This window comes from Deltaproteobacteria bacterium (genome assembly GCA_021737785.1).
Taxonomy (GTDB): Bacteria; Desulfobacterota; DSM-4660; order Desulfatiglandales; family Desulfatiglandaceae; genus AUK324.
Window position 1 is genome coordinate 28,176 of the sequence record JAIPDI010000025.1, and the last position, 24,346, is coordinate 52,521.

Genomic DNA, 24,346 nt, shown 5'->3' on the forward strand with positions numbered 1-24,346 from the left:
ACGTGGGCTATCAGCGATATGGAAGGGACTCGATGTCGCTATTCCAGGAATCCGGTGATATAGGGGTTTGTCTCCCTTTCCCGGGCGAGGGTCGAAACCGGCGCGTCGCCGTAATCGTGTCCCGGCCATACCCGCGTTTCAGGCGGCAGGGTTAAAAGTTTTTTGAGAGAATCCAAAAGAGTCTCGAAAGACCCGCCCTTCATATCGGTCCTGCCGACCGCCCCGACAAAAAGGGTGTCGCCTGTAAAGAGGTTTCCTTCTCCATAGAGGCAGATGGCGCCGGGGGTGTGACCGGGCGTATGAATGACCTTGAGACCGGTCTTCCCGATCCGGATGACATCCCCGTCGGTCACCAGTAAATGGGGCGCCGGCGAGGGTCATTTCCCCATGGCCATGCTGAATGCGCGGTTCAATCCCCTGAGGATCTCGCCGGCCTCCTCCCGGTGCATCACCAGGTCGGCCCCGGTTTTTGCCAAGACCGCCCGGTTGCCGCAGGTATGGTCCGCATGGCCATGGGTATTGACCACATATCGGATGGTGAGTCCCATGTCCCCGGCCTTTGAAACGATCTTACTTTCGGATCCGGCAGGATCGATGACCAGGCCTTCTTTCTCCTGTTCGCAGGCTACGATATAGGAAAAGACCGCCATAGGCCCGATCCGCATCTGTTCTACAATCATGGATATCTCCGTTTAACTTTAACCGTATAGCCTGTTTTCATAGGAGGCGTCAAGGATGATGCCGTATCGAAACCAATGAAATCGTGAATCTTTCCTTTAATCCCTCGACCAAACCAACCCCCCGAGGCTGTTTCTGCTTTGGGGATCTCAAAGCTGCCTGTATGGCTCAGCCTATTGATATTAAGTTATTTGAGAGGATTTGATCCGTTGGTCTTGATAAATACCTGCCTCTGAGGAACGTATGCCGCTTAGGTTGGATGAGTCACTTGACGCCGCGAGAGATAAACGGACTTCCTGCCGGTGCTCCCTTTTTCGGTGCGTAACCCCTTTGTTCGTGCCGATAGCGCGATTCCGGCCTTTCCCTCCTCTGCATCTGGAATCTACATTGAATTCCTCGGCCGGCCCTCCCCCAAGCTTATTCCAATTTTAAAGATGGCAAAACTGGCCCTGAAAGGACTCCCTGTGATCACTTTCGAATTTCCAGGATGTTTCACGTGAAACACCGGTATTCGGAATGAGTGTTCGAATTGGTGTTTTGCGATCCGATGTTTCACGTGAAACATGGTTTTGTCTTTTCAATCCGGAAGGATTGTGCTATCAATCCACTTGTCTTTGATTCACTTGTGCCCAGGGGCGGAAATTTCCCGGGGCGGGATCTAACATTCCTTAACAGGCGGTTACTTTCAGTCATGGGTCATGTCATCTCCATCTCCAACCAGAAGGGCGGCGTGGGAAAAACCACCACCGCGGTCAACCTTTCCGCCTCCCTCGCCGCAGGAGAGAAGGAGTGTCTTCTTATCGACTGCGATCCTCAGGGGAATGCCACCACCGGGCTGGGCATAGACCCGGCCGACATAGCGCACGGCCTCTACGATGTCCTCCTCGACGGAGTGCCGCCCCATGAAGCGATCACCGCGACCCTCCTTCCCAGGCTCCATTTGATCTGCGCCAGCCGCAATATGATCGGGGCCGAGGTGGAGATGGCCTCCATGGAGGGAAAGGAGTTCCTCCTGCGGAATGTGGTTGCCGCACTCAGGAATGAATACGACTACGTATTTATTGACTGTCCCCCCTCTCTGGGCTTTCTGACGGTGAATGCCCTCACTGCCACCGAATCCGTCCTGGTTCCGCTTCAATGTGAATATTATGCCCTGGAGGGACTCTCTCAACTCCTTACTACCGTCAATGCGGCGAAAAAACGACTTAATCCGCGGCTTCAGCCACCGGATATTCTCCTGACCATGTATGACAGCCGCAACAATCTCTCACGCCAAGTGGAAGAGGAGGCCAGGTCGCTCTTCAAGGACCGGGTGTTCAAGACGGTAATTCCGCGGAATGTCCGTTTGAGCGAGGCCCCGAGTTATGGAAAACCAATTATTTTGTATGACATCAGCTCCAAAGGGGCCCAGAGTTACCTGGCCCTTGCCAGGGAACTGATCAAGAGGGGATAGGGTATCATGACCAAAAGGAAGGCCCTCGGAAAAGGCTTGTCCGCACTGATCCCGGATGCCGACCGTCTGGATGGGGAAGAAGCGGTCTTTTTTCAGTGTCCCATAGAGACGATTTCGCCGAATCCCAATCAGCCGAGGCAGCAGTTTTCCCCTGTCGAGCTGGATGAGATAGCGACATCAGTTAAGGAAAAAGGGATTCTCACACCGCTTTTGGTCAGCCGGATCGAAGGCGGGTATCAACTCATTGCAGGCGAACGCCGGTGGCGGGCGGCTCAGAAGGCGGGTCTTGAGCGCGTGCCGGTGGTGGTCAGGGACGTCACCCCTGTGGAGGCCCTTGAACTGGCGCTCATTGAGAATATCCACAGGACGGACCTGAATCCCATCGAGGAGGCGGCTGCATACCACAACCTGTTGGAACAGACCGGGATGACGCAGGAGGAACTGGCCAGGAGGCTGGGCAAGGATCGGTCCTCGGTAACGAATCTGCTGCGCCTTTTACGGCTCCCGCGTGCCATTCAGCAGGATGTGATGGATGGGCGGTTGAGCATGGGGCATGCCCGGCTGTTGGCCGGACTCAAGGACGCTACGGCGCAGAAGGCCCTGTGGGATGTCATCGTGAAGAGAGGGCTTTCTGTCAGGCAGGCGGAAGCGTTGGCAAAAAGAGGAAAGGCCTCTTCAGGCGCAGGGGGAAAAAGACCGTCCAGGGATCCCTATGTTCTATCCCTGGAGGACAGGCTCAAACGCTCCCTTGGCACCAAGGTCGAGATCAAAACAAGGGGCGGGAAGGGCCATATTATGGTGCACTTCTATTCCGATGAGGAATTGGACAGACTGATGGAATTCTTTGGTTGATGGCCCTTTTTTTTCCATTTCCGCTCTTCTCCCCTGATAAGCTGTCTTATGTTTTCCCTGTGTTTGAAGCAGATAAGCACCGCCATGACCAGGGAGACAGCGATGAACGGGTATGGCTTTCCAAATAGAATGAGGAAAAGGGGGATGGCGCAGGCTGCAATGAGAGAGCCCAGGGAAACAAAGTCCCATATGGCTACCACCAGGAGAAAGAGGATGAGCCCGCACAGGCAGGATAGGGGCGACATGACCAGGTAGATACCCAGTGCGGTGGCCACCCCTTTGCCGCCCCTGAATTTTAGAAAAAGCGGAAACATGTGCCCCAACAGGGCGCACAGGCCGATGCCGGCAAGGGCGATTTCATAGGAGGTTCCTGATTCGGACGTATGGAGAGCAAAGACGCTCATAGGGACCAAGCCCTTTAGCATATCCAGAATGAGGGTGATGATCCCCCATTTCATGCCGATTTCTCTGGCGACGTTGGTCGCTCCGATATTACCGCTTCCCCGACGAGTGATGTCGATATGGGCCACATACCCTGCAATGAGTTTCCCAAAGGGGATGGAGCCGACGATATAGGCCGCGGTGGCAAAAAAAATGGACGGATATGCCATGATATACCTCTTCGAATTGATGAATTGAAGATTCCGCCATCCGGTGATGGATCTTTACACTTTCCAAGAGCTTTGTTATTCTAACAGCAACATGATCGCATCTTCGATTAAATTTTATGAAACTTTAGAAAAACCATTGAAATTGAAACCATTGCACTTCTGAACCCATGAACGGGTACATATATTCTTTTTGATACGGATGCAAATTCTTTTTTGGCGCCGGTCTTTGCCGGTGGACAGGGGTCGGGATGAAATTGATGGTGATGGACGGACAGGGCGGTGGCATTGGGGCAGCCGTCATCAAGGGGTTGCGGCAATCCATCGGGAGTGATCCGGAGATTTTAGCCCTCGGCACCAATTCAATTGCCACATCCAAGATGATGAAGGCCGGGGCAAACCGGGGCGGTACGGGTGAAAATGCCATCCTGTGTACCAGCCGGATCGCGGATGTGATCATCGGGCCGCTCGGTATCCTGATGACGAATGCCATGATGGGCGAGGTGACCGCTCAAATGGCGTCCGCCGTGAGTTCAAGCAGGGCAACTAAGATCCTGATTCCGCTGACGCAGGAGAAGGTCCGACTTGTGGGGTTCTCGGGGGAGCCCCTGCCGCACCTGGTGAATCGGGTCATTGAAATGGTAAAGGAGATGATGTGAAGATGTGTGAATCGACAGCCTATCTTTTGAAGGACGCAAGGGAAGAGATGGTTTTTGAGGACATCGAATCCCTGGAGAACAGCGGCGGTGAGATAAAGATGATCAGCATCTTCGGGGAGGAGAAAACCATTCGCGCGAGGCCCAGACGGTTTTCGCTGGTAGATCACAAGATCGTATTAGAGCCTCAATAAAGGAAGATGATGGACTATTTTTCGAAGGAGGTGGTGAGATGATTGCGTCGTTTGCCGATAAAATTACGTGGCTGGGTCACGATGGGTTCCGCATAGACGCGGGCAAGACGATCTATTTTGATCCCTATCAGATCGCCGGCGGTCCTACGGCGGACCTGATTCTGGTCTCCCATGAGCACTTCGATCATTGTTCACCTGAGGATATCGAAAAAATTCAAGGACCTGCAACCACTATTCTCACAGAAAAAGACTCTGCAAAGAAGCTTACCGGAGATGTGAGGGTGATGAAACCGGGAGATGTCCTCGATCTGGGTGACGTAAAAATAGAGGCCGTTCCCTCATACAACATGGACAAGGAGTTCCATCCCAAAAAAAGGGGGTGGCTGGGATTTGTTGTGGAGACGGAGGGGGCCAGGATCTATCATGCCGGCGATACAGACTTTATTCCGGAGATGAAAAACTTAAAGGTGGACATCGCGTTCCTGCCGGTGTCCGGGACATATGTCATGTCGGCGGAGCAGGCCGTTAAGGCGGCCCTTGGCATTCGACCCAAACTTGCCATCCCGATGCATTACGGGGCGATTGTGGGAGATGCCGGAGATGCGGACCGTTTCCAGAAGGCCCTTTCAGGGAAGGTGGATGTGCGGATTTTTGAAAAAGGGTAGCAGTCGGTTTGGGGATATTGTTCTTGACAAGGCATGCCGGTTAAATGTTATATGATGCCCACACCAGCGGCTGTTAAAGGCTGCGGTTTTGTTGAGAGGCACAAAGAATCCGACGCATGGTGCCGAGCAGCTTTGGGGTGTTCTTTACGACAACTCGCAATTAGAGGTCCCGGGAATAACTTTTTATAACAGGGCGTGTTTTCAGATTTCCTTCGGCGACAGCTGACTGTGTCGTTGATCTGGAATGATGAAAATGGGGAATAATGGAATGACGGGCATGAAAAACAGAAAGTCATCTTTTTCTAGGCTTTCCATTCCGCTATCCCATATATTCTAAATGCTTCATCACTGCAATTGGGTCGAAACCCACTAACGTATTTATTTTATTATCATATTATTAATTCAAAGGAGGTAATGAACGTGAGCGACATTATTGCTCCCATGGGAGGAAAGGTCATCGATGTGAAGGTAAACGTAGGTGACGCGGTTAACGAAGGGGATGAGGTCGTGATCATCGAGGCCATGAAAATGGAACTGCCCATCACAGCCGAGGCATCCGGGACGGTCAAAGAGGTCAAATGCAAGAAAGGCGATACGGTTGAAGCAGAGGGCGTCCTGATCGTATTGGAGTAATAAAGCCTGAAACAGGGGGATGGTCTTATCGAACACCCTCTGTCACCAGAAATGGTAATGCCGGAGGATGCTAATGTTCTCCGGCATTTTTTTGTGTCCCCCGGCAGAGGAATACCCGCTATGGCTGATCAGTGAGCCGCCTTTTTGGCGTCCATTCTGGCCACCGACCTGGAGATAATCCTTCCGGAAACAGACATCCCGATGAGGAGCACCATCAGGACCATAAAAACTCCGATATATCGGAGAACAAGGGTCCCGATTATCCATGTCCAGTTGTCTTTGACGATAGTGATCTCCGTCTCGGTTTCCCCGCCTTTTGAGACGGTGATGGAATGCCACGGCATCCTGCCGTCGTCTTCAATATAGGTGGCGTCTTTCCAATTCCTGAATTTGATATCCTGAAAGTCCTTCAGGGCCTCCCTGTAGAAAGCGATGACTTCGTCGTGGGAGAGCCCGACCTTCATCTCCAAGCGGTCATCGGTCTTTTTGGTCGTCGTCCCCTGGGGAATGACCGGCGCCCCGAGAAAATCCTCGCCATAGGAGGCGACGGGCAGGAAGATCACGAATGAGAGTAACAGTATCCATTGTTTCATGATTCATCACCTTAAAATATTATAGGTTGAACCGTTGTGCTTAACCTCTCGAAGTTTTTTACAACTTTCTGTAACTGTGTATCTTATGTGCTTGTTTTCCAGGTTGACCCATTATTCCAGAATTCCACCATTCGATTAATCAAACATGGCGATAAACATGCCTGCTGCAGCGGCCGATCCGATAACCCCTGCCAAATTGGGTCCCACGGCATGCATCAGGAGATGATTGGTCTTGTCATACTTAAGCCCCTGCATCTGGGAGACGCGTGCCGCCATGGGTACTGCGGAGACGCCTGCCGAGCCGATGAGGGGGTTGATCTTCTCCTTCAGGAAGAGATTCATGATTTTCACCGTAACAATCCCCCCGACGGTACAGACCGCAAAATCCACAAGGCCCAGGCTGAAGATGAAGAGGGGTTTCCAGCTTAAGAATTTATCGGCATGCATGGTGGCCCCCACTGAAATTCCCAAAAATATAGTGACAATATTCATGAGAGAACCTTGGGCCGTATCGGTCAGCCTGCCCACGACGCCGCTTTCCTTCATCAGATTGCCCAGCATGAACATCCCCATCAGGGGGATGACGGAAGGCACCAGCAGGGCGATGATGCCCGCGGTGACCAGAGGAAAGAGGATTTTTTCCTGCCGTGAGACCGGTCGCAACTGGTGCATGCGGATCTTTCTCTCCTTTTCATTGGTCATCATCCGCATGATGGGAGGCTGGAGAAGGGGGACCATGGCCATATAGGAATAGGCCGCCAGGGCATTGGGGCCTAAGAGCTGGGGGGCCAGATGCTGGGTCAGATAAATGGTGGTGGGGCCGTCTGCGCCCCCGATAATGCTGACAGAGGCCGCCTCCTTGAGAGTGAACCCCACCAGGACCGTACCAGTAAAGGTGATGAAGACCCCTAATTGTGCGCCGGCCCCGATCAAAAGGGTCTTGGGGTTGGCAATGAGAGGACCAAAGTCGGTCATTGCGCCCAGTCCCAGGAAAATGATGCAGGGGATGACCTCCCATTCCAGCCCATAGTGGTAAAATACCTGCAGGAGCTGGGCATGGCCGTGGGAGTAGCCCATTAACGGGACCAGGGGGAAGTTGACGATAAATATCCCGAAACCGATAGGGAGGAGGAGGAGGGGCTCATATTTCTTGGCGATGGCCAGGTAGATGAAGAGGCTTCCTATGCCCCACATGATGATCAGGTTCCACTGGAAATTGTATACCCCGGTTGTACGGAGGGTCCCGTACAGCAGGTCCAATATCTCATTTGCTGTCATGGCAACATCCTCTCCCAGAAATCGTTTCATGCGTGCTGTCCCGAAAAGGGGGCCAGCATTTTAATTGTTGATGATCACAGGTGTAGCTATAATAAAGCTACAATCCGTTGTCAAGATCAAAATCAGAACACCGGAGCGAAAGATGTCGGGCCGGAGCCGTTTAAAAATGATTTGACAGATGTCAGGGTGTTGAAATAGTTTCTCATGAAAACCCGCAAGTTTTAGAAGCGTTTCTCAGAAGACAATCAGGAGGCTTAGATGGGGAATCAAAAAGGTCATGAGGACTTGCAGACCGCCCTGAAACGGTGGTCGGAGGCGGTGGAAAAGACCGTGAGCAAGCGGCCGGAACGGAAGGCTGCATTTGTCAATACCTCGGACATTCCGGTCAAACGACTCTATACGCCCCTTGACGGGAACGATGTCGACTATCTGTCGGAAGTGGGCCTGCCCGGGGACTACCCCTTTACCCGGGGAGTACAGCCTACCATGTACCGGGGACGATACTGGACCATGCGACAGTATGCCGGATTTGCCACGGCCGAGGAATCCAACCGGCGATACCGGTTCCTGTTGGATCAGGGTCAGACAGGACTCTCTGTGGCCTTCGATCTTCCTACCCAGATCGGGTATGATTCGGACCATGAAATGGCCATGGGCGAGGTGGGCAAGGTGGGAGTGGCCATCGACTCGCTCAAGGATATGGAGATCCTTTTTGATCAGATCCCCCTGGACAAGGTGAGCACCTCCATGACCATCAATTCGCCTGCTGCCGTACTGCTGGCCATGTACATTGCCGTGGCGGAAAAGCAGGGCGTTTCAGCCGACAGGCTGACGGGCACCATTCAGAACGACATCCTGAAGGAATACTCATCCCGGGGCACCTATATCTTTCCCCCCAAACCGTCCATGCGGATTATCACGGACATCTTTTCCTATTGCGGGGATCATGTGCCGATGTGGAACACCATCAGTATCAGCGGGTACCATATCCGGGAAGCGGGATCTACGGCCGTGCAGGAGGTGGCCTTTACCCTGGCGAACGGGATTGCCTATGTTCAGGCGGCCCTGGACGCCGGTCTGGATGTGGATACCTTCGGGCCCAGGCTGTCATTCTTCTTCAACGCCCATGTGGATTTCCTGGAAGAGATCGCCAAGTACCGGGCAGCGCGGCGGTTGTGGGCCGAGATCATGAAGGAGCGGTTCAAGGCCAGAAATCCCAAATCCATGATGATCCGATTTCACACCCAGACCGCCGGGTGCACCCTCACTGCCCAGCAACCCAAGAACAACATCGTGCGGGTGGCGTTTCAGGCCCTCTCCGCGGTCCTGGGGGGCACCCAGTCGCTCCACACCAATTCCATGGATGAGGCGCTCTGTCTCCCGTCGGAGGAGGCCGTGCAGATCGCCCTTCGGACCCAGCAGGTGATCGCCCATGAGACGGGCGTGACCGATACGGTGGATCCCTTGGGTGGATCCTACTATCTGGAGACACTCACCCGGGAAATCTATGCGCGGGCCGGCGATTATATCCGGAAAATCGATGAATTGGGCGGTGCGGCCGAGGCTATTGAGAAGGGTTTTGTGCAGCGGGAAATCCAGGACAGCGCCTACCGATACCAGCGGGAGATCGAAAAAGAGGAAAGGATCGTCGTAGGACTCAATCGATTCCACGTTGCGGAAGAAAAGCCGAAAAACCTCCTCAGGGTGGACCCGGCGGTTCGCACTTCCCAGGTCGATCGTCTCAAGCGGCTCCGATCGGAAAGGGATGGCAAAAAGGTGGAAACATGCCTGGCCGACCTGAAGCGCGGGGCTGAAAGCGACCGGAATCTGATGCCACTCATCCTGGAGGCCGTCAAGGCGTACGCGACCCTCGGGGAAATCTGCGACGTATTGAGGGAAGTGTTTGGGGAATATCAGCCGGTCAATACGCTGGGGTAGCCCAGGTAACGGAATGCTGAATGCTCGATACCGGATGCAGGGATAGCGGCCGCGCCGGTGAACCATGGCGATAATCTGTGCCAATCTGCGAAATCTGCGGATCAGGCAGCAGGAGGGTGGGAGATGACCAAAGACAAGAAGATACGGGTATTGGCGGCAAAGCCGGGCCTTGATGGGCATGATCGGGGGATCAAGGTTGTGGCCTCGGCCCTTATGGACGCCGGGATGGAGGTGGTTTACACCGGCCTGAGACAGACACCCTCGCAGATCGTCTCATCCGCCATTCAGGAAGATGTGGACGTGATTGCCATGAGCATCCTTTCCGGGGCCCATGATTATCTCTTCCCAAGAGTTATGGAACTCTTGAAGGAGAAGGGCGTAACAGACATGCTGGTGGTCGGCGGCGGGATCATCCCGGACGAAGATATCCCGCCTTTAAAGACCGCGGGCATTGCCGAGATCTTCGGTCCAGGGACGACCACCACGGAAATCATCGATTATATAAAAAGCAATGTAAGAATCCGGAACTGATAATAAAGAGAGGCCCTGATGACCTTGGCATCATAAGGCCTCTCAATGCTTGTTCATTACTCATTTTTCCATTCCGGCTTCCGCTTTTCCAGAAAGGCTTTCAGGCCCTCCTGGGCGTCGGCGGTCTTCATGAGTTCGTCTAAATAGATCCCTTCGATAACCTTTAAGGACGGTTCCAGCTCATCCATGAGACCGGCCATGACGGCCTTTCGGGTCTTTCTCAGGACCTCGGCGCTCAGCTTGAGGTAGGGCTTGAGAAATTCCTGGGTAGCTGCCTGCAGGTCTTCCTTGCCGACCACCTTGTTGATTAGGCCCATTGCCAGGGCCTCTTGAGCGGAGATGATTCTCCCGGAGAGGATCAGGTCCATGGCGGCCTTTCTTCCGATGATTCGGGGCATGATCTGCGCGGCAATGGGGGGGAATACTCCCACCTGTACCTCCGGCTGCCCATATTTGGCGTCATCCGAAGATATGACGAGATCGCAGAAGATGGCCAGTTCACATCCTCCGCCCAGGCACGACCCGTATACCGAGGCCAGGGTAGGTACGCCCAGACGATCCATCAGACGGAACATCCCATGAAAGACCCCAATCATCTTGGGGGCCAGGTCCCCCATGTGTTCTCCCACATCCACGCCGGCAGAGAAGCATTTTCCTTTGGCATCGAAGAGGACGGCCTTGAGGTCTTTCTTCCCCCGCCAGTCCTCCAGCACCTCATTGATCTCTTCCATCATCGCGATATTCAGTATGTTGACCGGGGGCCGGTTCAAGGTGATGGTCCCCAGCCCATCCTGGAAGCCGGTCTCAATATGTTCATAAGCCATGATTATCTCGCTCCTCTTGTTCGGGTTATCTTCATCATGGGTCAATGTCTGATCATCAACCCGGAATCGCATTTTTAAAAAAAATGGCAGGAGGGTTTGGTCTTGCCGCCCTGCCTGCCACATGGGTTCTTACCGTCAATAAGGCGACTATTCCTGAGGCTTTCCAAGAACTTCCGCGAACATATCCATATCCCATCCTTTGGTTTCCGCAATGTTCTGGCGGAATTTGATAAAGTCGATGGTATCCTTGCCGGTGATCTTTTTGGTGTTAAAGGCCCCGAAGCCTAAGAAGGCTTCGCCGCCCATGTTGGCTGCCAGCCAGTGCCTGTGGGCGTTTTTCATGGTATCCCAGAAAAATTTCTTCTTCTGGCGAACGCTGTCGATGGATTCGATAAGACATGCGGGGAAGAGATTGGCAAAGGTCCATACCATTTTATCCACTTCCTTGTCCAGGAGCTCGAAATCCGCATTGGGCTGATGTTCCTTGGCAAAGGCGCGGGCCTCTTTGGCCTCAGGACCTGTCTTGAATTCGCCATAGACGATCTCGCCGTCCTGGATATACTGATCCGTGATGATCATGGGGTTTCGGACCCACTTGCCATCCACCTTCAGGACCGGGACAATCTTGCTGATCAGGTTCTTGGCCTTCATTTTGTAGGCGGACCACATCTCGCACGAGATACAGTTCCACATGGCGTCTTCAATGCTGAGATACCAGGGGAGAAAATCCGAGGCCCCGCCCACGGGGGCCGACCCGTGTCTGGGCCCGGCCTGTCCATAAATGGCCAGATCCGACGAAACGGCCAGGTCGCATGCCATGCCGATCTCCTGACCGCCGGCCACCCTCATGCCGTTGACCCTGCAGATAACAGGCTTTTTACAGGCGAGGATGGAATCGACCATATGGTTGAAAAGCTCCATGTACTGGCCGTATTCATCCGGTCTTCGGCTGTAGTATTCACTGTATTCCTTGGTATTTCCGCCGGTGCAGAAGGCAAAAGGCCCGGTGCCCGTAAAGACTACGGTGACAACGCTCCTGTCCAGGGAGGCGTTTTCAAACCCGGCGATGACGCCTTTCACCATCTCCGTGGTATAGGAATTGTATTGTTTAGGGTTATTGAGACGAATCCACGCCACATAAAGACCCTCCACGACGTTTCCCTGCGGATCTGTCAAGGGTCTCTTTTCATAGACCACGCACGGGGCATCGGTTCCCCAGTGGCCGTCGGTGTGCAAAATGTGATCTTTCTTCTCATCTTCTCTCGGCATCCATTCTAAAGCCATAATGTCTCCTCCTTTTTCTTTTTAGTTGTTTCTCTGCTCTGGTTTAACGCCTCTGTTTCAAGCCTGGAACGGCTGGACCGCCCTAAAAATCAGGCGTGAGAACGATCCGTTTCATGGGCGGCGTCTTGTGGGCCTCGGCAAACGTCTCGGCGATGGTGCTCATGGGCCGGACTTCCACGAAGTTTGCCATGTTGATCTTGCCGCTTAAGACCATATCCAGGACAATCGGATAATACTCGGGGAGGCATCCCCAGGTACCGATAATCTCCGCGTCAAAGGCCATTAATCGACCGATGGCGTATTCGTTTTTGGCAAGGCCGAATCCCACCACAACCAGTTTGCCGGTGAATCCGAGCAGGGCCAGCGCAATATCCTGGCCGCCTTTGGCACCGGTGACCTCAAAAATCTTCCAACCGAAATTGGGAAGTTCGTTTTCCTTGCAGATAGTCTTAAATTCCTTGGAAACGGCCTTGGCATCCTTGTCCCTGGAATTGATGACAAAGTCAGCCCCGTACTGAAGGGACCTGTCCAGCTTCTCCTGATTGCGGGCGATCCCGATCACCGTCTTTGCACCCAAGGCCTTGGTGATCTGACCCACATACTGGCCTACCCCGCCGGTGATCCCCACCACCACCACATTGTCGCCCGGCTGCAGGTCGACCCGTTTGGCCGCCTGATAGGGGGTTGTGGCGGCGTCGGCCACCACGGCAAGGTGGGCGAGGGGGACATCTCCACGGGTTTTGACCTCGCACAAATCGATGCTGGGGACAGGAATATGGCTGGAAAACCCCCCATAGAGGCCGAGGCTGTTTCCGGGCATTTTCTGGTCCAGGCATCGGTTTCCGCGGCCGGTCTTGCAGAGGATACATTTCCGGCAGGGCATTACCGCAGGGATGATCACCTCTTTGCCGATCCAGGCATCATCTCCAGCCACGACCGTCCCTGAAATTTCGTGGCCCAATGTCAAAGGGGGCTTTGATACAGTGGGGACGCCATCATAGAAATAGCCCAGGTCTGTGTGGCACACGCCGCACCCGGCCACCTCCACAAGGACCTCTCCGGCCTGCAATTCGGGAACAGGGATCTCGGTCTTCTCCAGTTTGCCGGGCGTGGACTCTTTGGTTTCCCGGTTGAATGTCGTGGGCTGAACCATCTGCCAGGTCTGAATTTTATCTGGTACTGTCATGATATCCTCCTTGCTTCTGGATTGATGTGGTTGAGTCCCGCATACCTGAGGCGGGATTGATGGTCAATTTTTCATGTTAAATCATTCCGTAGCCTCCGTCCACACAGAGCAGCTGGCCGGTGATGTAGTTGCTTTCGTCTGAGGCAAGAAATACAAAAGCCGGAGAAATATCGCCGGGTTCGGCAAACCGCTTCAAGAGTATCCGGTTCATGTATATCTCTCTGAGTTTATCATCGCTTCGTATCTTCTCCGTCATATCGGTGGCCACAATGCCGAGAGAGATGACATTACAGCAAACATTATAGCGGGCCAGCTCGCGGGCAATGGACTTGGTCATACTCAGGATGCCCCCTTTGGCAGCGCTGTAGTTGACCTGTCCCACGGTGCCCACCAGTCCCGCAACCGACATCACGTTGATGATTTTGCCGTTGTTTTGCTCCTTCATGCGCAGCCCGGCGGCCTGTGAGCAGAGAAAGGCCCCTTTCAGGTGGATATCCACCACCTGATCCCATTGGTCTTCCGTCATCTTGAGGAGTAGGGCCGGTCGGGTAAACCCTGCGTTGTTAACCAGGATGTCGATTCTGCCGAAGGTCTCAACGGCCGCCCCCACCAGGTCTTCTGCGTCTTTTTTCCGTGCCACATCCGCCTTGACGGCAACGGCCTTGGTCCCGATGGCCTGAACAGCGTTTACCGTCTCCTTAGCCGCATCTTGGTTGGAAGTGTAGTTGATGACGACATTCGCCCCCTGTTGTGCGAAACCGAGGGCAACGGCCTTTCCCACACCCCTGCTGCTGCCCGTTACTATTGCAACTTTGTCTTTCAATCTCATAACTTAACCCTCATCATCAGGTCCGCTGCCGAAGCGGAATGAAACGTTTAGGGACCTCACGGATCCGTAAAAATATAATCACATTGTAATCACAATATAGTTACAGTGCCAATTTAAAAGAAATGCCATTTTCATGTCAAGAAAAATCGAATGAGGAAGATTGCCGGGACTTTATTACCCTTTGACACGCGAAACCTTCAAATATATACTCTTGCCTGAGTCAGGAGGGGCCGGGGAAGGGAAACGACGTTCCCTACTGCCTACTGCTTACTATCTACTTTTTACGGGAGCCTTACATGGGCCGGATCACCTACTACAGCACCAATAACCCGTCAGAACATGCCAGTTTCGAGACCGCATTGATGAACGGCCTTGCCTCCGATTATGGTCTGTACATGATTTCGAAGAGAGATATCCCTTCACTCCCCCCTGATGCAATTCAGGCGATGAAAGGGCAATCCTACGCACAGATCGCTTATCAGGTACTCTACCCGTTTTTAAAAGAGGACATTGAAGGGTCGGACCTGAGGGAGATGCTCGCGGATGCCTATGATGAGGAGATCATCCCCACCCAGGTAGCCCATGTCACGGGTAAGACCCATATCATGTGGCTGACCCGGGGCCCGACCTATTCCTTTAAGGATTATGCGGCCCGGTTTTTCGGAAGGGCCCTCAATTATTTTCTCACCCGATCGGGGTCCCGGCGGGTGGTCGTCGTGGCTACCAGCGGGGATACGGGGGGGGCCGTGGCCGATGCCCTGCATGGCCTGGAACAGATCGACAATATCGTCTTTTTTCCAAAAGGATCTGTCACCGAAAGACAGCGGAGACAGATGACCACCCTGGCCGGCAACGTGTATGCCTTTGAGATAAACGGCGATTTTGATGTGTGTCAAGCCCTTGCCAAACGTCTCTTAGGGGACAGGGCCTTTGCGGAGGGCCTGTTCGGGGACCCTGCGCGGTTCACCTCTGCCAATTCCATCAGCGTGGGCCGGCTCCTGCCTCAGGCCGTCTACCCTTTTTTCGCCTATTCCCGCATTGCCGCATATGACGAGCCGATGATTGCCAGCGTGCCCTCCGGGAACTTCGGAGACATGATGGGCACGGTCTTGGCCAAGGAGATGGGTCTTCCCATCCGGAAGATCGTCTGCGGCGTCAACGAGAACGATGAGTTTCCCCAATTCCTGCAAACTCAGGATTACCGGGTCAAACCCTCCAGGAAATCCCCGTCGTCTGCCATGATCGTCTCCAATCCGAGCAATTTTGCGAGACTGGTGGATCTGTATGGGGGGCATGTCTACGACAAAAGGGATGAGGAGGGAAATGTGATTCAGGAAGGCGTCATGGACGTGAGGCCGGACATGGCAGCCATGCGAAGAGATTTTTATTCCATCAGCGTCAGCAACCCGGATCACTATGCAGCCATTCGGGAGGTCTATGAGAGATTCGGGATCATCCTCGAGCCTCATGGGGCCGTGGGCTGGCGGGCCCTGGACGATTTCCTTGAACATCATCATGACCGGCTTGCCGTCATCTATGAGACCGCGGACCCGGGGAAATTTCCCGATGACGTCAAATTGGCGATCGGCGTGACGCCGGATGTGCCTGAACGGATCGCCAGGCAGGCAACACTCAAGGAACGGATATATCGTGTCGGGGCGCCCCCCTTGCAGCGGAAGGATGGTTCCATGGCGCTGAGCGACGGGCAGTACAGGGAAGCAAGAGAGGTCCTAAGAGAGATCTTCGGCTGAGGAATTGAAGGGTTGAGGAATTATGGAAAGCGCAAAAAAGATGAAGGAAAGGGCCGGTCTGATCTACGAGACGCTGGATCCCATCTATACTCACGAAAAAACCGCTCTCACCTATAAAACCCCGTTTCAGCTCCTGGTATCAACCATCCTGTCGGCCCAGTGCACGGACAAGCAGGTGAATATGGTGACAAAGGACCTGTTCAAAAAGTACAAATCCCCCCGGGACTATGTCTCAGCGCCCATTGAAGAACTGGAAGCGGACATCCGGCCGACCGGATTCTACAAGAATAAGGCAAAATCCCTGAAGGGATGTTCTCAGGGTCTGCTGGATCTCTATGGAGGAGAGGTTCCTGCCAGCATGGAGGCGTTGATCAAGCTGCCGGGCGTGGGGAGAAAGACAGCCAACTGCGTACTGGGAGCTGCCTTTGATATCCCCGGTGTAGTGGTGGATACCCATGTGAAGCGGCTTTCCCTTCGGTTGGGGCTCACCCAGAACGAGAATCCGGACAAGATAGAAACCGACCTTCAAAAAATCCTTCCAAAAGAGCGGTGGCGTCGCTTTTCAGACCTTCTCATCTATCACGGAAGGGCGGTCTGCAAGGCCAGAAACCCGGACCATGGCCGTTGCGTTATCTCGGCATATTGCCCATCACGATCAATATGAAGTGCATGATAGGAAAGGGTGAAGACAGATGATGAAAATAGCAGTAAGTATCCTCCTCTTAGGGGCGTTGATGCTTGGAGGATGTGCGGAAACCCCCTACCGGGAGTCCAAAATTCGATATCAGTATCCCAAATGGGATGATGCCACGATCCGGAAGGTGGCCAAACGGGAAGTGGAACCGGGGATGACCGGCGACATGGTGCGGGCCGCTTTGGGGATCCCTGACGCCATTTCGCGCCAGGGCGATGAGGAACGGTGGGGGTATGCGGTCATGGTAGGCGATATTCAGCCGCAGGAAGAACTGGTTTTTTTCGTTTATTTGAGGCATGGCGTCGTGACACGAACCGCCGGGGACAGGGATCGACTCAAGACACTTTCCTGGCATGACTGAGAAAGGGCAACCACAATGGATATCTTGAATGTCAACGACAGGGAAGAAATGCGGATTGAGAGCTTTCCGTATAAGGGTAGATCCCTGAAGGTGCGCGAAGTGGGAATCCGATGGTTGAGCCAGGCCGGTCCCGACGATTCCCCGGAATACGGCCTCAGATTCTTTACCGTCGGCCCCGGGGGTGAAATTCCCATCCATAATCATTTCTATGTGCAGACCATGTTTATCCTGAGCGGGCGGATGGTCGTCTATTCATATGACAGGGAGACGGATGAGCAGACCAGCGAACGGACAGTGGGACCCCATGATATTATTTTTGTCCCCAGCATGGAGCCTCACGGCATGAAGAACGCCAGCGGGACCGAGGAGGCCACCTTCCTCTGCTGTATTGCCAATGTCTATGAAGAGGAATGAGTTCTCACGGTACGCTCATATGGCGATGATGTGCAGATGCGGGAAACAGTCCGAACTTGTCAGGAGATGATCAGGGGTTTTTATCGTCTGCAGGTCCTGCGGACGGGAAAGACCTCTGAGGGTGGATGATATAACCGACGAAATAGAGGCGTTGCTGGCCCGAATGCGATGCGATCGCATTTGATTCAGCCCATGATACGGCACTCCAGACGGTTTCCTTGACGCCGTCGCCGTCCCAGAAAGCCCGAGCCCGGGAAAAAATGGCTGGGAAGAAGGAAAAAAACACAAGCCAGTTGAGATCCAACGCCTGCAGGTGAGCTCAGCCGGGGGGTCTCCGATAGAAGCTGATTAACCCCTTAACTGCGTAACCTTGCAGCGGCGGGTCTTCTGGCAGGTACATTTGAGCTGTTCACAGGTCTTTTTACTTTTTTTTCCCGCAGCCGGATGCCGTTTTCTTCAAGGTCAATCAACCTTTTTTTGTACAGATTGCCGATGGCCTTCTTGAATGATTTCTTGCTGATGCCGAAAAGGTCGGCGATCAGCCTTGGCCGGCTCTCATCGGTGACCCGGATAAATCCCCCCTGTTGCTGCAATTCGTCCATAATTTTTCGTGACACAGCATCGACGGATTTGTAGCCGGGTCTTTGCAGACAAAGATCTATTTTCTTGTCGTCGCGCACTTTTTTGATAAATCCGTCAATTTCCTGACCGATCTTCAGCGGCTGAAACACCTCGTTTTTATAAAGGATGCCCTTGTGGGTGCCGTTGATGTCGGCCAAAAACCCCATCTCGGTTTGAGAGGAGATGCGCAGCGCCACCTTCTGGCCTTTAAGAAAATCATTTTTCGCCGAAATGGCCCGGCCCTTCTTATTTTCCGGCCTTAGCCTTTGAATAACCCCGGCAATAGGTGCGGATCGATCCCTGCGACTATCGATCAATGGTTCAAGAATTCGGGGACTTTTCAGCATCATCGTTTTCCACCGACTTGTTTTCCTGCTTGCGTTGTTTTTTTTCCTCTTTTTTCTTTTTCTTGGCTAATTCTTTCTGGCGTTTCTGAAACTCGTAATTGGGTCTTGCCATGGTATTTCCTTTCAGGGTGTATGGATAGGGTCTCTGGTAACAGGGAAAGAACCTCCGCCTGTATGAAAGATTTGATGGGAAAAACGACAAAAAGGCATCCCCCGCTTCACAGGAGATGCCTTTAATTGCCTTTTAAAGCATGTTAGACAGCCGTCACATTGACAGCAGCCGGACCTTTTGGCCCTTGCTCGATGTCAAAGGTCACACGCGCACCTTCACTGAGGGATTTAAAACCGGCTGCATTGATTGCGCTGTGATGCACAAATACATCCGGGCCGTTTTCCTGCTCGATGAACCCAAAACCTTTATGGTCGTTAAACCATTTAACAGTTCCGTTTATCATAATATCATCCTCCTTTCGAAAAATTTCAACGTTACCGACTGAAGGATGACAGCGTTTGAGAAACGGATACTTCCAACAGAAAGAAACTCTTCCGCCCAATTGGCGGCGGAACTTTATTGATAATTTATGTTAACCATCTTTATATGAATAACAAGGCAAATGCGACTTGTCTACTGAAATTCTGCAGCTTAAGACCCTTCTTTAAGCTCCTGACTCGAGCGCAAGATCTCCATAGAATCTTGGAGCCCTGGTGCTTATCTGTTAATCCGCTCCTTAAGCGTTGCGCCTGGGGCAAATTTAATCGCCTTGGAGGCCGAAATCTGAATTTTTTCACCCGTGCTTGGATTTCTTCCTTCTCGAGCAGCTCGCGTCACAGTCTTAAAACTCCCGAAGCCTACCAGGGAGATAGAATCCCCTTTCTCCAATGCGGAAGTGATGCCCTCCAACACGGCGTTAACGGCTTCACCTGCGGATTTCTTGGTGATGTCTGCCTTTTCTGAAACAAATGCCACTAATTCTTCTTTTTTCATCTCTTTTCTCCTTATGCGAATCATTAAAGTGCAATTTCGGACAATTCCCGATGGTAAGATCAAATAGCCTTGTAACCCTCTAAAGGTCAAGGAAAAAGATTGATGTAGAGGAAATTTGAACGCCGGGAGCGAGATCCTGTCTCTGAAAAAGAGAAACGGCCATAATTGTTGAGCACAAATGGGTTGAAATTGTGGGACAAGCGTTCGACCCAGTATGAATACCCACATATTTGCAGAAAATCATTCAGGGAAGACTGAATTTTTGAAGCGCACAATGGGCCGATGGTCAACTAAGCCCAAAAATTATGATCTGCTTCGATATAATGTTAAGCATCGCATGGTCTGGGTCAGTCCTTCCCCTCAATCCCCTCCTTTTGTCTTTTTAACTTTTTTCTCCAGGAGGACTCTTCTGCAAGATAGATGTCTGCCAGCCGATTAAACCCCCGGGCCTGATCCAGCACGTGTAATTCCGCCCGTTGTTCGGGTCCAGGCTGACAGCCCGTTCCAGGATCCTTTTCGTACATGAGTTCCTTGATAACGGCCATGAGCATTTCCTTGAGCTTCCTGGAAAAAGTCTTCTCAGGTGTTAGAAAATAATTCTTCTGAACCGGACAGGGAAAATAAAGAAACTTGGATCAGTGACTTACTTTGCCTTTTTGAACGCCGAAGGAGTCAGGTGATGTTTCTTCATGAGGGCGTAGAAATCGCCCCTGTATTTTCCGGCCAGTTTCGCCGCCTTGCTCACATTGCCCTCTGAAAGCGACAGGATGTTGGAAATATAGCCCTTTTCGAACTGATTTTTGGCTTCTTTTAATGAACTTAACTTATCATCTTCTGATGCTCTGGTATGTAGAATCATGTCTTCGCCAATGATCTCCTGAGCAGTCATGGCCACCGCATACTCGATGGTGTTTTCCAATTCTCTCACATTGCCGGGCCAGGAATAAGCCAAGAGCTTCTGGAGGGCGGGCGTAGAAATTCCCTTTACGCCCTTTTTCAATTTATTGTCAAATTTGTTTAAAAAATGATCTACCAAAAGGGGGATATCTTCTTTCCTCTCCCGCAAAGGGGGGAGGTAAATAGGTATGACGTAAATGCGATAAAAAAGATCTTCACGAAATCTGTTATTTTTGACTTCGTCTTCCAGATTTTTATTTGTGGCTGTCAATATCCTTGCGTCCACATGCGTTGATTTTTCCCCCCCCAGAGGATAAAACTGTTTTTCCTGAAGCACCCGGAGCAGTTTTACCTGCATGGATTCCGGCATCTCCGACACCTCGTCAAGGAAAAGAGTCCCTTCATGGGCCTGGGCAAAAAACCCTCTCTTATTTCTGTGGGCGCCGGTGAAGGCCCCCTTTTCATAACCGAACAGTTCGCCTTCATGTAACCCTTCCGGAATGGCGGCGCAGTTTACCGCCACAAACGGCTTATCCTTTCGGGAACTTAACAAATGCAGAGACTTGGCGATAAGTTCTTTGCCGGTTCCACTCTCTCCAGAGATACAGACGTTGGAGTCTGTCTCTGCCGCTCTAGCGACCTGCTCCATGACGTCCTGCATTATTTTGCTCTTGCCGATGATGTTTTCAAAGCCATACCTTTCCCCTACCAAGGCCTTTAGCCTTCTGACTTCTCTTGAAAGACTACTCTTTTCTAAGCCGTTTTTGATCTGAAGAAGCAGTTCTCGACGGTTGAACGGCTTAGTGAGGTAACTGTAGGCGCCGCGCTTCATGGCTTCTACCGCCGTGTCGATTGTTCCGTAGGCGGTGAGAATGATCACCGGCATTTCAGGAGCTACCAGGTGCAACTTTTCCATCAAGTCGATGCCATTTTCCCTTCCGGCCAACTTGAGATCAACAAGCGCAAGATCAAACAGCTCATTTTCAACCATTTTTAAGGCATCTTGGGCTCCGGCGGTGGCAGTGACGGTATATCCTTCCGCTTCAAGCCTTAGGCTCAGGACCTCAAGCATGTTTTTGTCATCATCCACTATCAGAATGTTCTCTGCAGTCATACCCGCTCACCTGCTTATTTTCGGGGTCGATCTTCCCTCTTTTTTTCTTCAATCCTTATGTCTATTTCTTTTAGAATATTCAGTCGCTTATTCAACACGCTGACCGATTTTTCAAGATCTTGGACTCTCTCCTCATATCGGATAAGTTCGTTAGTGGCGCTCACCCAGATGCTGGCTTGTTCCTTTAAAGGGCTTCCAGGAAAATCGCGGGAAAGCCGCTGAAAATATCGACGGGCCTTTTCATAATTCCTCTGTGGATTGGCAGGATACGCGCAGATAAGCCCCATATAAAACAAGGCCCTGTCTCCCGGCGATTCGCCGGGAAATACCCTTACAACCTCCTCATATGCTTTGAGCGCTCCTTTGTAGTCTCCTTTGATTGCCAGGTTGTGTGCCTCTTCAAGCTCTTCTATTCTGCCGTTGCACTGGATGATGTGATTAATGGCGTTTACCCATGCCCCGGCGTGTTCCTTTAGGGGGCTGCGGGGAAAATCCCGGGAAAGCCGCTGAAAATATGGAAGGGCCTTTTCATAATCTGTCTGTGGATTGTCCGGATGCACCCAGATAAGTCCCATGTGAAACAGTGCCCTGTCACCCGGCGAATCGCCGGAAGACAATCTTACAGCATCTTCATATGCTTTGAGCGCTCCCCCATAGTCTCTTTGGGTTGCCAGGTTTTCGGCCAATTCAAGATGTTTGTTCGCCTGGTATTTGTTCTCGTCCCACTTCTTTTGAAAGGCCGGGCTATTGAGGCATCCGGCGCTTAACAGCAGGACGGCTAAAAAACAGGCACCGTGAAGAAAAAGGTGCTTCCTATTTTTTCTTCGCTTTTTACCCATATATGGCCTCCGTGGGCACTGACAATTTGCTTTGCTATATAAAGGCCCAACCCTGTGCCTTTCTCATGCAACTTCTTAAATTTTTCAAACACGTCTTGAAGATGTTCTTTCGGGATCCCGCACCCTGTATCTGATACAAAAACCTCTATGAACTCTTTTTCTTCATTGCCGAGATGGTTTGAGGGCTCCTTATCTTTGAGAACTGCTCCGATTGACACCTTCCCCCTTGCCGAGGTGAATTTCAACGCATTGTCCAACAGGTTATCAAGTACCTGTCCGATCTTTTCTGTATCTATTGCAGCATTTGGCAGGTTGTCGACAAGATTCACCTCAAGAGAAATTTTCTTCCTTTCCGCTATCGGCCGTATCTTCGAAACGCTCATCTCTACCAACTGGGAAAGGCTGTATTCCTCCATATGATAGTCCATCATTCCGGCATCCATCCGAGACAGGTTGAGTACCTTATTGACTGAGGTTATCAGTCTCTCGCATTCCTCTGCGATGATACCCAAAAGCCTGCGTTGTTTTTCTATGGGACCTTTGGAGATAGCGTCCAGCTGCAGGCTTACCGCTTCCCTGATTACCGCCAGAGGGGTTCGAAATTCATGCGATATATGGGCGATAAGATCCGCCTTCATCTCGTCGAGTTCCTTTAAGCGGTCACACATATGATTGAATGCATTTGTCAGTTCATTTATCTCTGGAGGAGAGGGTATGGTCAAGTGTTTTTCGAATTTTCCTTTGGCGATCTCCTTTGTCCCTTTTATCAGGAGAACAATAGGTCGATTGATCGTCCGGGCAATGAAAAATGCGATTAAGATTCCCATTGCAACGGATGCTATGGTGATGATCACGATAACTTTCGATGCCTGCGAACCGATCCTTTTGGACATGTCAATTTTGTTATCGATAGCCGCCTTTGTCTCTTTTATCAATGTTTCAAGCTTCTGAATGATCTGTTCGGTAAGCTCCTCCTTTATCTGCTCATATTCTTGCTGGGAATATCTCTCCCTGCTCTTTATCAAGCGGACTTCCTCTTGAACCGTAAAAAGATAACGGCGATAAAACGTCTTTACGTCGGTAAGGAGATCCTCGCTTTCAGTGTCACCCATAAGGGGGCTCATCTGCTCGAGATCCTTTTCGATATATTTCTCAGTCTCCAGAAACTGGCGATGAAAGTCCGTGTCTTTGGAAACCACATATTTTTTTTCAAACTTCCTCTGAGTGAGGAGGGAATCCCTCAGCCGATTTGCCATCCTCATGGTTTCATTGTCGATAGAACTGATGGATCGGATGATCTGGTTCAACTGCCCCAGCTTCAAGGTTGAGTACACCCCGAGAGCAGTAACAACCAGCAGGATTACGAGGAAACCCAGGACAAGTCTTTTAAAAATAGTAAATTTAGCCATGATACGTGTGGTGTCGGAAGCGGCGAAATGGGTTATGGGCGAAAAATGACGAGCTGTTTACCAAAATGTAATATGATTAAAGGAAGTTTAGATTAAGTTCTTTCTTTTCCCATCGAAAAGAAAAGAACACTCTGTGAAAGTAGGTTCGGAGATAAGTTGTTGGCAGTTAATGCATCTTGGCTTTCTGAAAGCTGTCAAAGAGTTGCCGCAGGAGTTTCAGTTGCCGGAAGGCGCACTGTGTCAGCACCTCTCATTTTCTGGCTGCCATCCGACCCATACACTTTTCCCTTTTGAGGCCGTACCATACCACATCTTTTTGCTAAATGCGGCAGAGAGTTAACGATTTTAAAAAAAAATATCAAAATTTTATGGTTTTAAGGTCCCCGGGCAGCGTGCCCGCCGGACCCATCGAGAGTCAGCTCAATCAGAGAGGCGCCGGAGTAAACGCCTCGCCTGCATCAGCTCAGTCCCTGTGGTTGAAGACATATAGATTGAAAGAATTTCAAGACCTTGTCAACACTTGTGCATGATCCTGGAGATGAGAGGGGATGTTGATTTGGTGAAACCTCGGTGACACGCCTCAATGGTAACTCATGGGTGTGAAAAGACCTTGGACTTTCCGCCGTTCTCGCACCGGCAAAGAAACAAGAAAACGCCTTTGCATCGCGGTGAAAACCACCTGAATGTCCAATGTCATTGCCCTGGCCAAATG

27 protein-coding genes and 1 pseudogene are annotated in these 24,346 nt (G+C 51.8%); 12 read left to right on the plus strand and 16 right to left on the minus strand.

The genetic code is table 11. The annotated features are described in order from the left end of the window. Positions 1 to 38 precede the first annotated feature (38 nt). Positions 39 to 680 (minus strand): annotated as a pseudogene (locus tag K9N21_13395) (MBL fold metallo-hydrolase). A gap of 689 nt (positions 681 to 1,369) precedes the next feature. On the opposite strand from K9N21_13395, the gene K9N21_13400 reads away from it, so the two are divergent. Next, positions 1,370 to 2,131, plus strand: a complete 762-nt coding sequence (locus K9N21_13400; GenBank protein MCF8144905.1) for an AAA family ATPase — start codon at positions 1,370 to 1,372, stop codon at positions 2,129 to 2,131. Positions 2,132 to 2,137: 6 nt separating this feature from the next. Continuing rightward, positions 2,138 to 2,983 (plus strand): ParB/RepB/Spo0J family partition protein, encoded by an 846-nt coding sequence (locus tag K9N21_13405; GenBank protein ID MCF8144906.1) that lies wholly within the window; start codon positions 2,138 to 2,140, stop codon positions 2,981 to 2,983. Here K9N21_13405 and plsY read toward each other — a convergent pair. Beyond that, positions 2,938 to 3,594, minus strand: a complete 657-nt coding sequence (gene plsY, locus K9N21_13410) for a glycerol-3-phosphate 1-O-acyltransferase PlsY (protein MCF8144907.1) — start codon at positions 3,592 to 3,594, stop codon at positions 2,938 to 2,940. The two genes, K9N21_13405 and plsY, sit on opposite strands and share 46 nt — an antisense overlap. 248 nt (positions 3,595 to 3,842) lie before the next feature. Here plsY and K9N21_13415 point away from each other — a divergent pair, with 248 nt between their 5' ends. From K9N21_13415 to K9N21_13430, 4 genes are all read left to right on the plus strand, one after another. After that, complete coding sequence (locus K9N21_13415; protein MCF8144908.1) at positions 3,843 to 4,250, plus strand: DUF3842 family protein; 408 nt, start codon at positions 3,843 to 3,845, stop codon at positions 4,248 to 4,250. A gap of 2 nt (positions 4,251 to 4,252) precedes the next feature. Next, positions 4,253 to 4,441 carry a CooT family nickel-binding protein gene (locus K9N21_13420; GenBank protein ID MCF8144909.1) on the plus strand — a complete coding sequence of 63 codons (189 nt, stop codon included), beginning with the start codon at positions 4,253 to 4,255 and terminating at the stop codon, positions 4,439 to 4,441. A gap of 38 nt (positions 4,442 to 4,479) precedes the next feature. Further along, positions 4,480 to 5,106, plus strand: a complete 627-nt coding sequence (locus K9N21_13425; protein ID MCF8144910.1) for an MBL fold metallo-hydrolase — start codon at positions 4,480 to 4,482, stop codon at positions 5,104 to 5,106. 420 nt (positions 5,107 to 5,526) lie between these two features. Further along, a complete protein-coding gene (locus K9N21_13430) occupies positions 5,527 to 5,739 on the plus strand; it encodes an HlyD family efflux transporter periplasmic adaptor subunit (protein ID MCF8144911.1) in 213 nt (70 codons plus the stop codon). A 128-nt stretch (positions 5,740 to 5,867) separates the two neighbouring features. Here the strand turns inward: K9N21_13430 and K9N21_13435 are convergent, their stop codons facing one another. After that, complete coding sequence (locus K9N21_13435; GenBank protein ID MCF8144912.1) at positions 5,868 to 6,332, minus strand: hypothetical protein; 465 nt, start codon at positions 6,330 to 6,332, stop codon at positions 5,868 to 5,870. Positions 6,333 to 6,467: 135 nt separating this feature from the next. Next, positions 6,468 to 7,610, minus strand: coding sequence for a sodium ion-translocating decarboxylase subunit beta (locus K9N21_13440; protein ID MCF8144913.1), 1,143 nt, complete (start codon positions 7,608 to 7,610; stop codon positions 6,468 to 6,470). A gap of 258 nt (positions 7,611 to 7,868) precedes the next feature. On the opposite strand from K9N21_13440, the gene K9N21_13445 reads away from it, so the two are divergent. Both K9N21_13445 and K9N21_13450 read left to right on the plus strand, forming a co-directional pair. Beyond that, positions 7,869 to 9,548, plus strand: a complete 1,680-nt coding sequence (locus K9N21_13445; GenBank protein MCF8144914.1) for a methylmalonyl-CoA mutase family protein — start codon at positions 7,869 to 7,871, stop codon at positions 9,546 to 9,548. Between the two features lie 123 nt (positions 9,549 to 9,671). Beyond that, positions 9,672 to 10,079 carry a cobalamin B12-binding domain-containing protein gene (locus K9N21_13450; GenBank protein MCF8144915.1) on the plus strand — a complete coding sequence of 136 codons (408 nt, stop codon included), beginning with the start codon at positions 9,672 to 9,674 and terminating at the stop codon, positions 10,077 to 10,079. A gap of 56 nt (positions 10,080 to 10,135) precedes the next feature. Here K9N21_13450 and K9N21_13455 read toward each other — a convergent pair whose 3' ends face one another. The 4 genes from K9N21_13455 to K9N21_13470 all read right to left on the minus strand — a co-directional run bounded on the left by K9N21_13455 (position 10,136) and on the right by K9N21_13470 (position 14,202). Further along, positions 10,136 to 10,903, minus strand: coding sequence for an enoyl-CoA hydratase/isomerase family protein (locus K9N21_13455; protein ID MCF8144916.1), 768 nt, complete (start codon positions 10,901 to 10,903; stop codon positions 10,136 to 10,138). Between the two features lie 147 nt (positions 10,904 to 11,050). Next, on the minus strand, positions 11,051 to 12,187 hold the full coding sequence (gene oah / locus K9N21_13460) for a 6-oxocyclohex-1-ene-1-carbonyl-CoA hydratase (GenBank protein ID MCF8144917.1): 1,137 nt from the start codon (positions 12,185 to 12,187) through the stop codon (positions 11,051 to 11,053). An 82-nt stretch (positions 12,188 to 12,269) separates the two neighbouring features. Next, positions 12,270 to 13,373 carry a 6-hydroxycyclohex-1-ene-1-carbonyl-CoA dehydrogenase gene (had, locus tag K9N21_13465; GenBank protein ID MCF8144918.1) on the minus strand — a complete coding sequence of 368 codons (1,104 nt, stop codon included), beginning with the start codon at positions 13,371 to 13,373 and terminating at the stop codon, positions 12,270 to 12,272. A gap of 76 nt (positions 13,374 to 13,449) precedes the next feature. Next, positions 13,450 to 14,202 carry a 3-oxoacyl-ACP reductase FabG gene (locus K9N21_13470; GenBank protein MCF8144919.1) on the minus strand — a complete coding sequence of 251 codons (753 nt, stop codon included), beginning with the start codon at positions 14,200 to 14,202 and terminating at the stop codon, positions 13,450 to 13,452. Positions 14,203 to 14,498: 296 nt separating this feature from the next. Between K9N21_13470 and thrC the strand changes: the two genes are divergently transcribed. From thrC to K9N21_13490, 4 genes are read left to right on the plus strand one after another with little or no spacing between them, the layout of a single operon-like run. Beyond that, positions 14,499 to 15,953, plus strand: coding sequence for a threonine synthase (gene thrC, locus K9N21_13475; protein MCF8144920.1), 1,455 nt, complete (start codon positions 14,499 to 14,501; stop codon positions 15,951 to 15,953). Positions 15,954 to 15,993: 40 nt separating this feature from the next. After that, positions 15,994 to 16,617, plus strand: a complete 624-nt coding sequence (gene nth, locus K9N21_13480) for an endonuclease III (protein ID MCF8144921.1) — start codon at positions 15,994 to 15,996, stop codon at positions 16,615 to 16,617. Positions 16,618 to 16,645: 28 nt separating this feature from the next. Further along, entirely contained in the window at positions 16,646 to 17,008 is a 363-nt protein-coding gene (locus K9N21_13485) for a hypothetical protein (protein ID MCF8144922.1), read from the plus strand. A gap of 15 nt (positions 17,009 to 17,023) precedes the next feature. Further along, the gene (locus K9N21_13490) at positions 17,024 to 17,422 is read left to right on the plus strand and encodes a cupin domain-containing protein (protein MCF8144923.1); all 399 of its coding nucleotides are present in this window, start codon (positions 17,024 to 17,026) and stop codon (positions 17,420 to 17,422) included. A gap of 356 nt (positions 17,423 to 17,778) precedes the next feature. Here K9N21_13490 and K9N21_13495 read toward each other — a convergent pair whose 3' ends face one another. The 8 genes from K9N21_13495 to K9N21_13530 all read right to left on the minus strand — a co-directional run bounded on the left by K9N21_13495 (position 17,779) and on the right by K9N21_13530 (position 23,634). Further along, complete coding sequence (locus K9N21_13495; protein ID MCF8144924.1) at positions 17,779 to 18,393, minus strand: hypothetical protein; 615 nt, start codon at positions 18,391 to 18,393, stop codon at positions 17,779 to 17,781. Further along, positions 18,365 to 18,502, minus strand: coding sequence for a hypothetical protein (locus K9N21_13500; GenBank protein MCF8144925.1), 138 nt, complete (start codon positions 18,500 to 18,502; stop codon positions 18,365 to 18,367). The genes K9N21_13495 and K9N21_13500 overlap by 29 nt, the downstream gene beginning before the upstream one ends. A 142-nt stretch (positions 18,503 to 18,644) precedes the next feature. Next, on the minus strand, positions 18,645 to 18,845 hold the full coding sequence (locus K9N21_13505) for a cold-shock protein (GenBank protein MCF8144926.1): 201 nt from the start codon (positions 18,843 to 18,845) through the stop codon (positions 18,645 to 18,647). Between the two features lie 254 nt (positions 18,846 to 19,099). Continuing rightward, the gene (locus tag K9N21_13510) at positions 19,100 to 19,375 is read right to left on the minus strand and encodes an HU family DNA-binding protein (protein ID MCF8144927.1); all 276 of its coding nucleotides are present in this window, start codon (positions 19,373 to 19,375) and stop codon (positions 19,100 to 19,102) included. 347 nt (positions 19,376 to 19,722) lie between these two features. Continuing rightward, positions 19,723 to 19,920 carry a hypothetical protein gene (locus tag K9N21_13515; protein MCF8144928.1) on the minus strand — a complete coding sequence of 66 codons (198 nt, stop codon included), beginning with the start codon at positions 19,918 to 19,920 and terminating at the stop codon, positions 19,723 to 19,725. A gap of 98 nt (positions 19,921 to 20,018) precedes the next feature. Then, positions 20,019 to 21,386 (minus strand): sigma-54 dependent transcriptional regulator, encoded by a 1,368-nt coding sequence (locus tag K9N21_13520; protein ID MCF8144929.1) that lies wholly within the window; start codon positions 21,384 to 21,386, stop codon positions 20,019 to 20,021. A 14-nt stretch (positions 21,387 to 21,400) separates the two neighbouring features. Continuing rightward, a complete protein-coding gene (locus tag K9N21_13525; GenBank protein ID MCF8144930.1) occupies positions 21,401 to 22,225 on the minus strand; it encodes a tetratricopeptide repeat protein in 825 nt (274 codons plus the stop codon). Further along, on the minus strand, positions 22,165 to 23,634 hold the full coding sequence (locus K9N21_13530; GenBank protein ID MCF8144931.1) for a HAMP domain-containing protein: 1,470 nt from the start codon (positions 23,632 to 23,634) through the stop codon (positions 22,165 to 22,167). Before K9N21_13530 ends, K9N21_13525 begins: the two co-directional genes overlap by 61 nt. Positions 23,635 to 24,346: the final 712 nt, after the last annotated feature.

What these genes read in the sequence shown, in the direction of transcription:
- K9N21_13445 (MCF8144914.1), top strand. Translation starts at nt 7,869, where the DNA reads ATGGGGAATCAAAAAGGTCATGAGGACTTGCAGACCGCCCTGAAACGG.
- K9N21_13440 (MCF8144913.1), bottom strand. Translation starts at nt 7,610, where the DNA reads ATGACAGCAAATGAGATATTGGACCTGCTGTACGGGACCCTCCGTACA.
- K9N21_13425 (MCF8144910.1), top strand. Translation starts at nt 4,480, where the DNA reads ATGATTGCGTCGTTTGCCGATAAAATTACGTGGCTGGGTCACGATGGG.
- oah (MCF8144917.1), bottom strand. Translation starts at nt 12,187, where the DNA reads ATGGCTTTAGAATGGATGCCGAGAGAAGATGAGAAGAAAGATCACATT.
- K9N21_13420 (MCF8144909.1), top strand. Translation starts at nt 4,253, where the DNA reads ATGTGTGAATCGACAGCCTATCTTTTGAAGGACGCAAGGGAAGAGATG.
- K9N21_13490 (MCF8144923.1), top strand. Translation starts at nt 17,024, where the DNA reads ATGGATATCTTGAATGTCAACGACAGGGAAGAAATGCGGATTGAGAGC.
- K9N21_13505 (MCF8144926.1), bottom strand. Translation starts at nt 18,845, where the DNA reads ATGATAAACGGAACTGTTAAATGGTTTAACGACCATAAAGGTTTTGGG.
- K9N21_13525 (MCF8144930.1), bottom strand. Translation starts at nt 22,225, where the DNA reads ATGGGTAAAAAGCGAAGAAAAAATAGGAAGCACCTTTTTCTTCACGGT.
- K9N21_13485 (MCF8144922.1), top strand. Translation starts at nt 16,646, where the DNA reads ATGATGAAAATAGCAGTAAGTATCCTCCTCTTAGGGGCGTTGATGCTT.
- K9N21_13400 (MCF8144905.1), top strand. Translation starts at nt 1,370, where the DNA reads ATGGGTCATGTCATCTCCATCTCCAACCAGAAGGGCGGCGTGGGAAAA.
- K9N21_13500 (MCF8144925.1), bottom strand. Translation starts at nt 18,502, where the DNA reads ATGGCAAGACCCAATTACGAGTTTCAGAAACGCCAGAAAGAATTAGCC.
- K9N21_13405 (MCF8144906.1), top strand. Translation starts at nt 2,138, where the DNA reads ATGACCAAAAGGAAGGCCCTCGGAAAAGGCTTGTCCGCACTGATCCCG.
- K9N21_13415 (MCF8144908.1), top strand. Translation starts at nt 3,843, where the DNA reads ATGAAATTGATGGTGATGGACGGACAGGGCGGTGGCATTGGGGCAGCC.
- thrC (MCF8144920.1), top strand. Translation starts at nt 14,499, where the DNA reads ATGGGCCGGATCACCTACTACAGCACCAATAACCCGTCAGAACATGCC.
- K9N21_13510 (MCF8144927.1), bottom strand. Translation starts at nt 19,375, where the DNA reads ATGAAAAAAGAAGAATTAGTGGCATTTGTTTCAGAAAAGGCAGACATC.
- K9N21_13495 (MCF8144924.1), bottom strand. Translation starts at nt 18,393, where the DNA reads ATGATGCTGAAAAGTCCCCGAATTCTTGAACCATTGATCGATAGTCGC.
- K9N21_13470 (MCF8144919.1), bottom strand. Translation starts at nt 14,202, where the DNA reads ATGAGATTGAAAGACAAAGTTGCAATAGTAACGGGCAGCAGCAGGGGT.
- K9N21_13515 (MCF8144928.1), bottom strand. Translation starts at nt 19,920, where the DNA reads ATGGCCGTTATCAAGGAACTCATGTACGAAAAGGATCCTGGAACGGGC.
- K9N21_13455 (MCF8144916.1), bottom strand. Translation starts at nt 10,903, where the DNA reads ATGGCTTATGAACATATTGAGACCGGCTTCCAGGATGGGCTGGGGACC.
- plsY (MCF8144907.1), bottom strand. Translation starts at nt 3,594, where the DNA reads ATGGCATATCCGTCCATTTTTTTTGCCACCGCGGCCTATATCGTCGGC.
- nth (MCF8144921.1), top strand. Translation starts at nt 15,994, where the DNA reads ATGAAGGAAAGGGCCGGTCTGATCTACGAGACGCTGGATCCCATCTAT.
- K9N21_13530 (MCF8144931.1), bottom strand. Translation starts at nt 23,634, where the DNA reads ATGGCTAAATTTACTATTTTTAAAAGACTTGTCCTGGGTTTCCTCGTA.
- K9N21_13435 (MCF8144912.1), bottom strand. Translation starts at nt 6,332, where the DNA reads ATGAAACAATGGATACTGTTACTCTCATTCGTGATCTTCCTGCCCGTC.
- K9N21_13520 (MCF8144929.1), bottom strand. Translation starts at nt 21,386, where the DNA reads ATGACTGCAGAGAACATTCTGATAGTGGATGATGACAAAAACATGCTT.
- K9N21_13450 (MCF8144915.1), top strand. Translation starts at nt 9,672, where the DNA reads ATGACCAAAGACAAGAAGATACGGGTATTGGCGGCAAAGCCGGGCCTT.
- had (MCF8144918.1), bottom strand. Translation starts at nt 13,373, where the DNA reads ATGACAGTACCAGATAAAATTCAGACCTGGCAGATGGTTCAGCCCACG.